Here is a 12397-nt window from a genome sequence, read left to right as displayed (position 1 = left end):
TTCGCCTTTCAGCTAGGATGAATACGCCTGGTAGCTGAGGGAGTGCATCGTGGTCAAGGAGCCCGGAAAGTCGACGCTGGCCGACAAGATCGACCGGCTGTTCCACGTGGTCCGCAGGCCCGATCGGGAGCCGTACAGCAACGAAGAGGTCGCGAAGGCGTGCCGTGAAGCAACGGGCGAGAGCTTTTCGACGACGTATCTGTGGCAGCTGCGCACCGGCCGCCGGGACAATCCGACCAAGCGCCACCTGGAAGCACTCGCCCAGTTCTTCGGCGTGCCTCCGGCATACTTCTTCGACGACGAGCAGAGCCGGAAGATCGCCGAGGAGCTGGCCCTGCTGGGCGCACTGCGCGACGCGGGCGTCCGGGACCTGGCCCTGCGCGCGGTAACCCTCTCGGCCGACGGTCTCGACACGATCAGCGACATGATCGACGCGATCGCCCGGCGGGAGGCCGGCCGCGGCGGGAAGAAGGAGAGCTGACGTGAGGAACGCGATCGCCGGTGTGGGTCTCTCGGCGGCGTGAAGGGGAGGGGTCGGAGTGGGGGTACCCGGGAGGTGGCAGTCTGTCGGCTTCATGCCGCGGGGGGTCGCCATCCACAGGGCAGCGATCGGCTCGGCCCCGTCCTGCGATGGGCTTCGGCAGCGGAGTGGGAGGCTGTCGTGAGGCGGCGGGCGGGCTTGCATCGCCTCGGCCCCTCTGCCGGGGCTGTGCGGCAGCGGCGTGGTGGGGGGGCTGACGTGAGGGTTCGGGAATCCGGCTGGCGGGCTTGCGCCGCCTCGGCCGCTCTGCCGGGGCCGAACGGCAGCGGCGTGGTGAGAGGCTGACGTGACTGATCGGGAACCCAGCGAGCGGGCGCGCACCGCCCCGGCCACCTTGCCGGGGCCGAACGGCAGCGGCGTGGTGAGAGGCTGACGTGACTGATCGGGAACCCAGCGAGCGGGCGCGCACCGCCCCGGCCACCTTGCCGGGGCCGTCCGTCAGTGGCGTGGCGGAGGAGGGCTGAGGTGGACGGTGCCCCGTGGCGGCGGCTTTCGGCGCGGCGCGAATCCGCGCGGCAGCCGGGCCGGACCCTGTGGCGGCGGGCGCGTCAGGTCGCCGATGCCGTCAGGCTGCCGGAGCCGTTCGATGCCGAGGCGTTCATCGCGGACCTGGCCGCCGAGCGCGGCCGCCCGATCGAACTCATGCCGGTCAGCGCCCCCGAAGGCGCGCCGTGCGGGCTGCTCATGAGCACCGAACGCGCGGACTACATCCTCTACCCGACCAACACGACCGCCCTGCACCGGCGGCACATCCTGCTGCACGAGGTCGGGCACCTGCTCTGCGGCCACACGGGCTCCGACGCCGGGGCCGACGGCGTCGCGATCGACGCCGCGGCCGGGCGGCAGCTGATGCCGAACCTCTCGCCCGAGCTGGTCCGGCGCGTCCTCGGGCGCACCACCTACAGCGAGGTCGAGGAACGCGAAGCGGAGCTCGTCGCGAGCCTGCTCGCGCAGCGCGTCGTGCGGCCCGAAGAACCGCGCGAGCCCGCGCCCGGCGTCCCGGACGGGGTGCGGCGCTTCGACACGCTGTTCGGCGGCCGGTCCCGCCGCCGGGCGCCGTGATCGAGACCCTGGCCTACCACCTGTGCGTGGTGGGGTTCGCCGGGTTCGGGTACAAGCTGATCGAGGCGCGCCACAGCCAGCCGGTGCGGACGATGTGGTTCCTCGCCGGGTTCGGCATCTGCATCGCCACCGGCATCATGGTCCTGACGCCGGCGATGGAGGCCCTGATCGGCCCGGGCCCGGTGTTCGAGTGGGTCGCGACCCTGGCCGGCGACGAGCTGAGGCTGGGCGCGATCGCCTTCGCCGTCGCGTTCACGCAGTCGGTGTGGCGCGGCGACGGCGCGAGGCTGGCGCCGCACGCGTTGTTCACCGGCGCGACGATGGTGCTGCTTGCGGTGTGTTTCGCGCTGTCCGAGCCGGAGCGCGTCGGCGACGAGACCGTGTTCTCGCCCGGCACGCTGCCGTTCGCGCTCGGCGACAAGATCCTGTTCCTGGTGTACAGCCTGATCAGCCTCGGCCTGCTGTTCGCGGTGTTCGCCCGCAGCGCGTGGCACGCGGAGCCGGGCCCGCTGCGCGCCGGGCTGTGGCTGCTGGTGGTCGGGGTGGGCGCGGCGTTCGCGTGGACGTTCTGGGACGTCGACGACGTCCGCCGCCTCGCCGAGACGGCGCGGATCGGCGCCCGCGAGGACCTGCCGTCGTCGGTGCTCGCCGCGACGACCGTGGGGTTCGTCGCCGCCGGGGCGACGCTCAGCGCGTGGTCGCCGGCGGTGTCGTCGGTGCTCGGCCGGGTCCGCGCGTACCGCGCGTACCGCCGCATCGAGCCACTGTGGACGGCGTTGCGCGCGGCTGTCCCGGGCATCGCCCTCGAGCCGGGCCGCGCACTGGCGGGCGGCGCGGAGTTCGCGCTGTACCGCAGGGTGATCGAAATCCGCGACGGCCACCTGGCGCTGCGAGCCCACTTCGACCCGGACCTCCCGGCCCGCGCGGAGGAGGAGGCCCGCCGCGCCGGAGTCCGCGAAGCCGACCTGGCGGCCACGGTGGAGGCGGTGACCTTGGCCGCGGCGATCGAAGCGGGCCGCGAGGGCCGCCGGTTCGAGCAGGGCAAGACGAGACCGGACCCCCTCCCGGACGCGGACGTGACCACCGAGGCGGCATGGCTGGTCCAGGTGAGCCGCGCCTGGCGCCGAGGCACGGTGGTGGACCGGATCCGCGCCGGCGCGCTCGGCTAGCCGCCCCGCGCCGAGGGCCGGGTCCGGCAGCCCTCTTGTGCGGCAGTGGATTCGGCGCGCTTCGAGGCCCGCCTGTTCGCGTCGGCGGGTTCGCCACGGGCCGCGCACCCGCCCCCCATCCGCAGCGCGCCGGCCCACCCGGTCAGCGTGGGTAGCGAGCCCCGTTGACCGTCACCCTCAGCGTGTACACCGAGCTCGAAGCCGTGATGAACAGCTCGTTGCCCCGGGCTCCGCCGAACGTGAAGTTCGAGCAGATCTCCGGTAGGCGCAGCTTGCCGATGCGGGTTCCGTCGTCGGCGAAACAGTGCAGCCCGTCGTGGGCCGCCGCCCAGACTCGGCCGTTGCTGTCTACTCGCACCCCGTCGAAACCGCCGCTGTCGCACGTCGCGAAGATCTCGCCGCCCGTCAGGGTTCCGTTGTCGCGGACCCCGAACACCCTGATGTGGCTGGGTTCCTGCCGCGTGTCGGCGATGTACAACAGGGACTCGTCGGCCGAAAACGCCAGCCCGTTCGGCCGGGAAAAGTCGTCGGCGACGATCCGGATTTCACCCGAAGGGTCGACGCGGTACACGTGGCACGCGCCGATCTCGCTCTCCGCCTGGTACCCCTCGTAATCACTGTCGATGCCGTAACTCGGGTCGGTGAACCAGATTGACCCGTCCGAATGCTCGACGACGTCGTTCGGGCTGTTCAGCCGCTTCCCCTCGAACTCGGACGCCAACACGGTGATCGAGCCGTCGTGTTCCGTGCGCGTCACCCGGCGGGGGCCCTGCTCGCAGCTGACCAGCCGGCCGCGGCGGTCGACCGTGTGGCCGTTCGCGTACCCCGACGGCTGCCGGAACACGCCGACCTGGCCGGTCGTCTCGTCCCAGCGCAGTGTGCGGTCGTTCGGGATGTCGCTGAACACCAGGTAGCGGCCCGCCGGGAAGTACGCCGGCCCCTCCGTCCAGCGGCAGCCCGTGTGCAGGCGCTGCATCCACTCGTCGCCGTTGACTCGCGCGAAACGCTCGTCCAGCACCTGGAAGTCCGTCTTGACCAGATCCATCCGTCACCCCTAACGAGATTCTGTCACAAGCATGGATTGCCGAACCTGATATGGTCAAGTCGTGGATGACGTGGATCGCGTATTGCTCCAAAAGCTCCAGGAAGACGCGACGCAGCCGTATGCGGCCCTCGGCAAGGCTGTCGGCCTCTCCGCCGGCGCCGCTCACGAGCGGGTGCGCAAGCTCCGCGAGCAGGACGTCATCCGGCGGACGACGGTGGACGTCGACCCGGTGGCCGTCGGCCGCGGGGTCGCGGCGTTCGTCCTCGTCGACGCGAACGCCTGGATGGGGGACGAGCCGGTGCGGGCCGCCCTCGAGGCGCTGCCCGAAGTGGTCGAGGCGCACGTCATCGCAGGTCCGGCGTCGCTCCTGGTCAAGCTGCGCACGGCCACCACCGAAGAGCTCCAGGTGTCGCTGCGCCGGCTGTTCGCGATCGACGGCGTCACCGGCACGCAGACCATCGTCGTCCTGGAATCGTTCTTCGAGCGTCCGGTCGACACCGGCGCCTGATCCACTTCGGCACGCCCGTCTGGCCCTCCGCCGTGCGCACTACTGTGTAATGCGTGGTACCTTTCCAAGCGTAAGACTGGAGGGTGTGGGTGGAGATCAGTCAGCTGCTCAAAGGGGTGCTCGATCTCGCCGTCCTGGCGGTGCTCCGCGAAGAGGACGGCTACGGGTACGACGTCCTGCGAAGACTCAGGACAGCGGGCCTCAACGAGGTGGGGGACGCGTCGGTGTACGGGACGTTGCGCAGGCTCTACAAGGCCGGCCTGCTCACCTCGTACGTGGTGCCCAGCGAAGAGGGGCCTCACCGCAAGTACTACAGCCTGAACGAGCCGGGCCGGCTTCGGCTGGCGGAGTCGGGCAAGACCTGGCAAAGCTTCGCATCGACGATGAACGTGCTTTTGGGAGAGGCAGCATGAGCGAGAAGCCGACCGCCGTGCGGGTGTATCTGGCGCGGGTCCGCACCGCGCTCGCCGACCTGCCCGCCGGCGAAGTCGAAGAGATCCTCGAAGACGTCCGCCCGCACCTGGCGGAGCTGGAGGCCGAGCTGGGGGAGGGCGCCCGCGTCGAGGCCCTGATCGAGCGGCTCGGCTCCCCGGAGAGCTACGCCGCCGAGCTGCGCGCGTCCGGCGGCTACCCGCCGGCGGCCGAGGGTGTCACCACGCAGGTCATGACGACGACGAAGCCGGGGCTGGCCAAGCCGCGGATCGCGTGGTGGGGCCTGGTGTTCTGCGCCGTGGCGCTCGCGCTGTTCGCCTTCGCCGCCGCCATCAACGTCGACGCCGACGTGCTGATCGGCCTGGTCCTGCTGGCGCCGGTGTTCCTGCTCAGCGTCGTGCTGCTGGTGCGCGGCGGCGTCGAGCCGGTGCTGGCGCTGCCCGAGGTGGCGTGGCTGCGGTCGCTGCTGGCGAAGACCCGCGGGCAGGAGGACGGCGGGAAGGTGCTCAGCTACCTCGGTTCCCTGAAGCCGGCGTGGTGGGTGCTGTGCGCCGTCGCGCTGCTCGCCTTCGGGGTGCTGCTCATGATGCGGCAGCGGGACGCGGTGCTGCTGCTGCCGTTCCTGCTCGTCGCCGGGGCCGCGATCGTGTGGGCCGGCCCCCGGGTGCGGGCCGACCGGCGGCTGCTGTGGGTGGCGGTGCCGATTTCGGCGTTCGTCATCGGCGGCGCGTTCGGCGGGTTCGGTGCCGTGGTCGGCCTGATCTCGCACCAGACCTCCTACCCGAGCTCGAGGACCTACTACGAGTCGTCCGACCAGTACGGCAACGACCAGCTGACCTACGGCGGCCACTCGATCGACAACGTCTACGCCTTCGACGCCGAAGGCAAGCCGCTGACCGAGGTCTACCTCTACGACGAGGAGGGCCGGCCGATCACGCTGACCCGCTACGGCTGCGAGCGTTCGAGCGGCAGCAAGCAGAAGATCGGGGAGGACAACCGGTTCCCGCGGCCGCGGATCGAGCAGGGCGTCACCGACGACCAGGGCAACTACAACGGCTACAACGGGTACCGCTCCGCCTGCCGCGAGGACGCGGGCGTGCCGTTCAGCGCCGCGATCCCGAAGGTGACGGCACCGTCGCCGACGCCGGTCAGCCCATCGGCTTCTTCGTCGGCGCCGGCCTCGCCGACGCCGACGAAGTAAGGGGGAGCGAACGCCAGGAGCGGAGGTCGGGGCCGCTCCTGGCGTTCACCCGTTCCGAACGCGCGCGAAACGTCCCGCGAACGCGGGCGTGGTGAGCTCGACGGGTGCCGCCACTCACGGACCGTTTCGCCCCGCGCACCCGGGTCGTCCACGGGTACGAGCGCGCCTACCGGATGGCCGGGCGCGGGCCGGCCGTGCTCTTCCTGCACGGCATCGGCGACGACTCGTCGACTTGGCTGGACCTGCTGGCGTCGCTGTCGGCCGACTTCACGGTGATCGCGCCCGACCTGCTCGGCCACGGTTCTTCGGCCAAGCCGCGCGCGGACTACTCCGTCGCCGCCTACGCGTGCGGCATGCGCGACCTGCTGACGACGCTCGACGTCGACCGGGTGACGGTGGTCGGGCATTCCCTCGGCGGCGGCGTCGCGATGCAGTTCGCCTACCAGTTCCCGGAGCGCTGCGAACGCCTCGTCCTGGTCGGCTCGGGTGGGGTCGGCGCGGGCGTCCACCCGCTGCTGCGCCTGGCGGCGGCGCCGGGCGCGGGGCTGGTGCTGCCGCTGCTGGGGACCCCGCCCGCGGTCGCGGCGCTGCGCGGGTTCGCCGGGCTGCTGCGGGTGCTCGAGGGGCCGGACCTCGACTACGTGCTGACGCGGTACGTCCGGCTGGTCGAGCCGAGCACGCGCTCGGCGTTCCTGCGGACGCTGCGGTCGGTCGTCGACTGGCGCGGGCAGGTGGTCAACATGCTGGACCGGTGCTACCTGACCGACGGCATCCCGACGCTGCTGGTGTGGGGCACGGAGGACAAGGTGGTGCCGAGCGGCCACGCGCTGCGCGCGCACCGGGCGATGCCGGGCAGCAGGCTGGTGCTGTTCGAGGGCGCGGGCCACTTCCCGCACCGCTCCGACCCGGCGCGGTTCCTGGAGATCCTGCGCGAGTTCCTGACGGCGACCCCGCCGGCACGGTACGACCGGGCGCGGTGGGGAGAGCTGCTGCGCGCGGGACGTCCGGCTTCTGCCGCGGCGGAGGAGGCGGGGGTACCGGACGAGCCGGCGGTGTCGTCGGGCACCTGAGCAGCCCCCGACGCGGCGGCGAGCGCGTCGGCTTCGGACGTGGCGGAGGGTCGTTCCGGACGTGGTGAGACAGCGCCGGACGCGCCGAAGCGCAGCCCTGATGCGGCGAGGGCGTCCCGGCCTTGCCGAAGGCCAACCCCAACACGACGAAAGGCCGCCCCGGGAACTCCCGAAGGCGGCCTTCCCCGACAACCCGTCAGTGGCCGAAGGCGCTCCGCGCTGCCAGGTCCGCCAGCAACGCACGGCCCTTCTCGGCGTTGCGGGGCTGGGACAGCACGTCGTACCGACGCGCCACCAGCTGGCTCTGCGAGATGAACCCGCGCTTGTTGCGGTTCGCCGCGTAGCCCAGGGCGCCGAAGAGCAGGTTGAACCCCAGACCGGCGACCAGGCCGATCGCGATGGGGACCAGGCCGGCTCCCGGGTTCAGCAGGCTGAGCACCAGGCCGAGGAACACACCGAACATCGCGCCGGACGTGGCCGCGCTGCCCAGGACGCGCGCCCAGGACAGCTTGCCCGCGACCCGCTCGACGAGCAGCGGCTCCACTCCCACGATCGTGACGTCGGTGACCGGGAAGTCCGCGCCCGCGAGGTGGTCGACCGCCCGCTGGGCCTGCTCGTAGGACTCGTAGGAACCGATCGGCCAGCCGGTGGGCAGGGTCGGCAGCTGGGGCCGGGCCGTCGCGGGCTGTCCGATCGTGCTCTGCGTGAATGCTGTGGTCATCGATCTCACCTCTCTGCCCCGTTCAACGTGCGAGTACCCCGGTTTCCTCCCGTCCGGCCGAATTCACAGACTCTTCTCAGCCGGGCAAAGCGCCCAATCCGACCGTCGACTCAATGGCTCAAGAAAATACCTTTGTTCCGGTTGACCTGCCGCGCCTCACCGGGTAGGAAGGACCGGCAAAGGATTCGCATCAAACCTTTGGGGCGGCTGATGGCACGCAGGCGAGGCATGCTCACGCTCGACGAACTCCGGGCGCGCGTGGACGCGGGCACGATCGACACCGTGCTCGTCGCGATCACGGACATGCAGGGCAGGCTCCAGGGCAAGCGCTGCTCGGCCGAGTACTTCCTGGACGAGGTCGTCGGGCACGCCACCGAAGCCTGCAACTACCTCCTGGCCGTGGACGTCGACATGAACACCGTCGACGGCTACGCGCTCTCGTCCTGGGAGACCGGCTACGGCGACTTCGTGCTCCGTCCCGACTTCGAGACGCTGCGGGAGATCCCCTGGCAGGAGGGCACCGCGCTGGTGCTGGCCGACGTCGAGCGCGTGCAGGGCGGCCCGGTCGCCGTGTCGCCGCGGCAGATCCTCCGCCGGCAGCTCGAGCGCCTCGCCGAGCGCGGGCTCGCCGCCTACGTCGGGACCGAGCTCGAGTTCATCGTCTTCGACGACACCTACGAAGCCGCCTGGGACAAGCGCTACCACGGCCTCAAGCCCGCCAACCAGTACAACGTCGACTACTCGATGCTCGGCACCGCGCGCCTCGAGCCGCTGCTGCGCCGGATCCGCAACGAGATGGCCGGCGCCGGCCTCTACCCGGAGTCCGCCAAGGGCGAGTGCAACCCCGGCCAGCAGGAGATCGCCTTCCGCTACACCGACGCGCTCTCCACCTGCGACAACCACAGCGTCTACAAGAACGGCGCCAAGGAGATCGCCGCGCAGGAGGGCAAGAGCCTCACCTTCATGGCGAAGTACAACGAGCGCGAGGGCAACTCCTGCCACATCCACATCAGCCTGCGCTCCACCGAGGGCCGCGCCGTGTTGTCCGGCGACAGCGAGCACGGCTTCTCCAAGCTGATGGAGCACTTCCTCGCCGGCCAGCTCGCCGGCCTGCACGAGCTGACGTACTTCTTCGCCCCGAACGTCAACTCCTACAAGCGGTTCGTGCCCGGCAGCTTCGCGCCGACCGCGATCGCCTGGGGCACCGACAACCGCACGTGCGCGCTGCGCGTCGTCGGCCACGGCGAGTCGCTGCGCGTGGAAAACCGCGTGCCGGGCGGGGACGTCAACCCCTACCTCGCCGTCGCCGCGCTGATCGCCGCCGGCCTCCACGGCATCGAGAACGAGCTGGAGCTCGAGGAGCCGTTCACCGGCAACGCCTACCACTCCGGCCGCGCCACCGTGCCGACCACCCTGCCCGAGGCCGCCGCGGCCCTGAGCGGCAGCGACCTGGCCAAAGCCGCGTTCGGCGACGACGTCGTCGCGCACTACCTGAACGCGGCGAAGATCGAACTCGACGCCTACAACGCCGCCGTCACCGACTGGGAGCTGATCCGTGGCTTCGAGCGACTCTGACGACCGGCCCGTCATCGGCCTCACCAGCTACCTCGAACCCGCGAAGTTCGGCGTCTGGGACACCGAAGCCGTGCTGCTGCACCGGGTCTACGTCGACTGCGTCGTCGCGGCCGGCGGCATCCCGGTCCTCCTGCCGCCGGTGACCGGCGGTGACGACCGCTTGATGTCCACTGTGGACGCGCTGGTGCTCACCGGCGGCGCCGACGTCGAGCCAGGGCGCTACGGCCACGAGCCGCACCCGAGCACGTTCACCCGGCCGGAGCGGGACGCCTTCGAGTTCGGCCTGTTCGCCGCCGCCCGGCGGCAGCGGAAACCGGTGCTCGGCGTGTGCCGCGGCCTGCAGGTGATGAGCGTCGCCCTCGGCGGCACCCTCGCCCAGCACCTGCCCGAAACCGCGGGCACCACCGAGCACCAGCCCGCGCCCGGCACGTTCGGCACCAGCACCATCTCGCTCAAGGAAGGCAGCCGCGCGGCCGCGATCCTCGGGACGGAGACCAAGGGCCTCTGCTACCACCACCAGGCGATCGACCGGCTCGGCACCGGCCTGGAAGCGGTCGGCTGGGCCGCCGACGGGACGATCGAAGCCGCCGAGGTGCCCGGCGAGTTCGCCCTGGGCGTGCAGTGGCACCCCGAGCAGGACAGCGACGACGTCCGGCTGTTCCAGGCTCTCGTCGAAGCGAGCAAGGAGAAGCGATGAGCACGTTCGACGTGATCAACCCCGCCACCGAAGAGGTGGTGCGGTCGGTCGCGCTGACCAGCGCCGAAGAGACCGACGCGGCGATCGCCCGCGCGCAGGCGGCGTTCCCGGCGTGGCGCGACGTCACCCCCGGCGACCGCGCGCGGCTGCTGCGCCGCTTCGCCGACGCCGTCGAGGCCGACCTCGAGAACCTCGCGCGGCTGGAGGTCACCAACTCCGGGCACACGATCGGCAACGCCCGCTGGGAGGCGGGCAACGTCCGCGACGTCCTCAACTACTACTCCGCCGCGCCCGAACGCCTGATCGGCAAGCAGATCCCGGTGCCGGGCGGCGTCAACGTCACGTTCCAGGAGCCCCTGGGCGTGGTCGGCGTGATCGTGCCGTGGAACTTCCCGATGCCGATCGCCGGCTGGGGCTTCGCGCCCGCGCTCGCCGCCGGGAACACCGTCGTCCTCAAGCCCGCCGAGCTGACGCCCTTGACCGCCATCCGGCTGGCCGAGCTGGCGCGCGAGGCGGGCATCCCGGAGGACGTCTTCCAGGTGCTGCCCGGCAAGGGATCCGTGGTCGGGCAGCGGTTCGTCGACCACGTGGGCGTGCGCAAGGTCGTCTTCACCGGCTCCACCGAGGTCGGCAAGCAGATCATGGCGGGCTGCTCGGCCCAGGTGAAGCGCGTGACGCTGGAGCTGGGCGGCAAGAACGCGAACATCGTCTTCGCCGACTCCGACCTGGAGAAGGCCGCGGCGACCGCGCCCTACGGCGTCTTCGACAACGCGGGCCAGGACTGCTGCGCGCGGTCGCTGATCCTCGTCCAGGCGAGCGCGTACGACCGCTTCATGGAGCTCCTGGAACCCGCGGTGCACGGCGTCGTCGTCGGCGACCCAGGCGACGAGAAGACCGAGATGGGCCCGCTCATCTCGGCCGCGCACCGGGAAAAGGTCGCGGGCTACGTGCCGGACGACGCGCCCGTCGCGTTCCGCGGCAGCGCGCCGGCCGGGCCCGGCTTCTGGTTCCCGCCGACCGTCCTCACCCCGCCGGACCTGCGGCACCCCGCCGTCGCGGACGAGGTGTTCGGCCCGGTCGTCGCCGTCGTGCCGTTCGCGGAGGAGGCCGACGCGATCCGGATGGCCAACGCCACCGAGTACGGCTTGTCCGGCTCGATCTGGACCCGGGACGCCGGCCGCGCGTTCCGGGTGGCGCGCGGTGTCGAAGCCGGCAACCTGTCGGTGAACTCGCACTCTTCGGTGCGCTACTGGACGCCGTTCGGCGGCTTCAAGCAGTCCGGGCTCGGCCGCGAGCTGGGCCCCGACGCCGCGGCGGCGTTCACCGAAACCAAGAACGTCTTTCTCAGCACGGAGGAGTAATGGTCCAGCGTTTCGAAGGCCGCGTCGCGGTGATCACCGGCGGCGCGAGCGGCATCGGGCTCGCCTCGGCCCGCCGCCTGGCGAGCGAAGGCGCGAAGGTCGTCATCGCGGACCTGACGCCGGCGGAGGGCAAGGCGGTCGCCGACGAGATCGGCGGCGCCTTCATCCAGACCGACGTCACCGACGCCGAGCAGGTGGAGAACCTGTTCCACAGCACGGTCGAGCAGTTCGGCTCGGTCGACGTCGCGTTCAACAACGCCGGCATCTCCCCGCCCGAGGACGACTCCATCCTGACCACCGGCATCGACGCCTGGGAGCGGGTGCAGCGCGTCAACCTGACGTCGGTGTACCACTGCTGCAAGGCCGTCCTGCCGCACATGCAGCGCCAGGGCAAGGGATCGATCATCAACACGGCGTCGTTCGTCGCGGTGATGGGCGCGGCGACGTCGCAGATCTCCTACACCGCGTCCAAGGGCGGCGTGCTCGCGATGAGCCGCGAGCTGGGCGTGCAGTTCGCGCGGGAGAACATCCGCGTCAACGCGCTGTGCCCGGGGCCGGTGAACACCCCGCTGCTCAAGGAGCTGTTCGCGAAGGACCCGGAACGCGCGGCGCGGCGGCTGGTGCACGTGCCCGTCGGCCGGTTCGCCGAACCGGAGGAGATCGCGGCCGCGGTCGCCTTCCTGGCCAGCGACGACGCCAGCTTCATCACGGCGTCCCAGTTCCTCGTCGACGGCGGTATCTCCGGCGCGTACGTCACCCCGCTCTAACGCTTGGTCGGTTTCTTGACGCCGTAGACCTCCCGCAGGTAGTTCCACGCGGCGTTGAGCTTCTTGCGCTCTTCGGACACGAGCTTTTCGCGGCGGCGCAGCACGCGGACGGCGATCTCGGAGGCGAGGAAGGCACCGGCGGCGAAGGTCAGCACGCCGACGATGAGCGTCAGGGCGATGATGGTGGTGGTCATGCTCACAGCGTCGGGCGCGCGTGGGCGATTTGTCCCTGCGCAAAGCTAGCGGGT

At 71.3% G+C, this 12397-nt stretch carries 14 protein-coding genes; 11 read left to right on the top strand and 3 right to left on the bottom strand.

What is annotated here, in order from left to right:
- Nucleotides 1-49: 49 nt before the first annotated feature.
- The 3 genes from ACH54P_RS19870 (at nucleotide 50) to ACH54P_RS19860 (ending at nucleotide 2772) form a co-directional block, all read left to right on the top strand.
- Nucleotides 50-481: a helix-turn-helix domain-containing protein gene (locus ACH54P_RS19870; protein ID WP_489914838.1), complete on the top strand. Its 432-nt coding sequence runs from the start codon at nucleotides 50-52 to the stop codon at nucleotides 479-481.
- Between the two features lie 591 nt (nucleotides 482-1072).
- Complete coding sequence (locus ACH54P_RS19865) at nucleotides 1073-1603, top strand: hypothetical protein (protein WP_489916530.1); 531 nt, start codon at nucleotides 1073-1075, stop codon at nucleotides 1601-1603.
- A complete protein-coding gene (locus ACH54P_RS19860) occupies nucleotides 1600-2772 on the top strand; it encodes an MAB_1171c family putative transporter (RefSeq protein WP_489914836.1) in 1173 nt (390 codons plus the stop codon). The genes ACH54P_RS19865 and ACH54P_RS19860 overlap by 4 nt, the downstream gene beginning before the upstream one ends.
- A 142-nt stretch (nucleotides 2773-2914) precedes the next feature.
- Here ACH54P_RS19860 and ACH54P_RS19855 read toward each other — a convergent pair whose 3' ends face one another.
- Entirely contained in the window at nucleotides 2915-3817 is a 903-nt protein-coding gene (locus ACH54P_RS19855) for an SMP-30/gluconolactonase/LRE family protein (protein ID WP_489914834.1), read from the bottom strand.
- A gap of 61 nt (nucleotides 3818-3878) precedes the next feature.
- Here ACH54P_RS19855 and ACH54P_RS19850 point away from each other — a divergent pair, with 61 nt between their 5' ends.
- The 4 genes from ACH54P_RS19850 (at nucleotide 3879) to ACH54P_RS19835 (ending at nucleotide 7028) form a co-directional block, all read left to right on the top strand.
- The gene (locus ACH54P_RS19850; protein WP_489914832.1) at nucleotides 3879-4325 is read left to right on the top strand and encodes an Lrp/AsnC family transcriptional regulator; all 447 of its coding nucleotides are present in this window, start codon (nucleotides 3879-3881) and stop codon (nucleotides 4323-4325) included.
- A gap of 89 nt (nucleotides 4326-4414) precedes the next feature.
- Nucleotides 4415-4738, top strand: coding sequence for a PadR family transcriptional regulator (locus tag ACH54P_RS19845; RefSeq protein ID WP_360684380.1), 324 nt, complete (start codon nucleotides 4415-4417; stop codon nucleotides 4736-4738).
- Nucleotides 4735-5958: a DUF1700 domain-containing protein gene (locus ACH54P_RS19840; RefSeq protein WP_489914830.1), complete on the top strand. Its 1224-nt coding sequence runs from the start codon at nucleotides 4735-4737 to the stop codon at nucleotides 5956-5958. The genes ACH54P_RS19845 and ACH54P_RS19840 overlap by 4 nt, the downstream gene beginning before the upstream one ends.
- 104 nt (nucleotides 5959-6062) lie before the next feature.
- Complete coding sequence (locus ACH54P_RS19835) at nucleotides 6063-7028, top strand: alpha/beta fold hydrolase (protein ID WP_489914828.1); 966 nt, start codon at nucleotides 6063-6065, stop codon at nucleotides 7026-7028.
- Between the two features lie 196 nt (nucleotides 7029-7224).
- On the opposite strand, the gene ACH54P_RS19830 is transcribed toward ACH54P_RS19835, so the two are convergent.
- Nucleotides 7225-7749: a YflT domain-containing protein gene (locus ACH54P_RS19830; protein ID WP_489914826.1), complete on the bottom strand. Its 525-nt coding sequence runs from the start codon at nucleotides 7747-7749 to the stop codon at nucleotides 7225-7227.
- A 210-nt stretch (nucleotides 7750-7959) separates the two neighbouring features.
- Between ACH54P_RS19830 and ACH54P_RS19825 the strand changes: the two genes are divergently transcribed.
- The 4 genes from ACH54P_RS19825 to ACH54P_RS19810 are packed head-to-tail and all read left to right on the top strand — an operon-like array spanning nucleotide 7960 to nucleotide 12149.
- Entirely contained in the window at nucleotides 7960-9324 is a 1365-nt protein-coding gene (locus ACH54P_RS19825; protein ID WP_489914824.1) for a glutamine synthetase family protein, read from the top strand.
- A complete protein-coding gene (locus ACH54P_RS19820) occupies nucleotides 9305-10021 on the top strand; it encodes a gamma-glutamyl-gamma-aminobutyrate hydrolase family protein (RefSeq protein ID WP_489914822.1) in 717 nt (238 codons plus the stop codon). The genes ACH54P_RS19825 and ACH54P_RS19820 overlap by 20 nt, the downstream gene beginning before the upstream one ends.
- Nucleotides 10018-11382, top strand: coding sequence for an aldehyde dehydrogenase family protein (locus ACH54P_RS19815; RefSeq protein ID WP_489914820.1), 1365 nt, complete (start codon nucleotides 10018-10020; stop codon nucleotides 11380-11382). Before ACH54P_RS19820 ends, ACH54P_RS19815 begins: the two co-directional genes overlap by 4 nt.
- Nucleotides 11382-12149 (top strand): 3-oxoacyl-ACP reductase, encoded by a 768-nt coding sequence (locus ACH54P_RS19810; RefSeq protein ID WP_489914818.1) that lies wholly within the window; start codon nucleotides 11382-11384, stop codon nucleotides 12147-12149. Before ACH54P_RS19815 ends, ACH54P_RS19810 begins: the two co-directional genes overlap by 1 nt.
- Here ACH54P_RS19810 and ACH54P_RS19805 read toward each other — a convergent pair.
- Nucleotides 12146-12343, bottom strand: a complete 198-nt coding sequence (locus ACH54P_RS19805; protein ID WP_372670492.1) for a hypothetical protein — start codon at nucleotides 12341-12343, stop codon at nucleotides 12146-12148. The genes ACH54P_RS19810 and ACH54P_RS19805 overlap by 4 nt on opposite strands.
- Between the last annotated feature and the right edge of the window lie 54 nt (nucleotides 12344-12397).

It is taken from the genome of Amycolatopsis sp. N2S4-7 (genome assembly GCF_058119595.1).
Note: the sequence above shows the minus strand (reverse complement) of the source record. Positions and strands in the feature narration are given on the sequence as shown.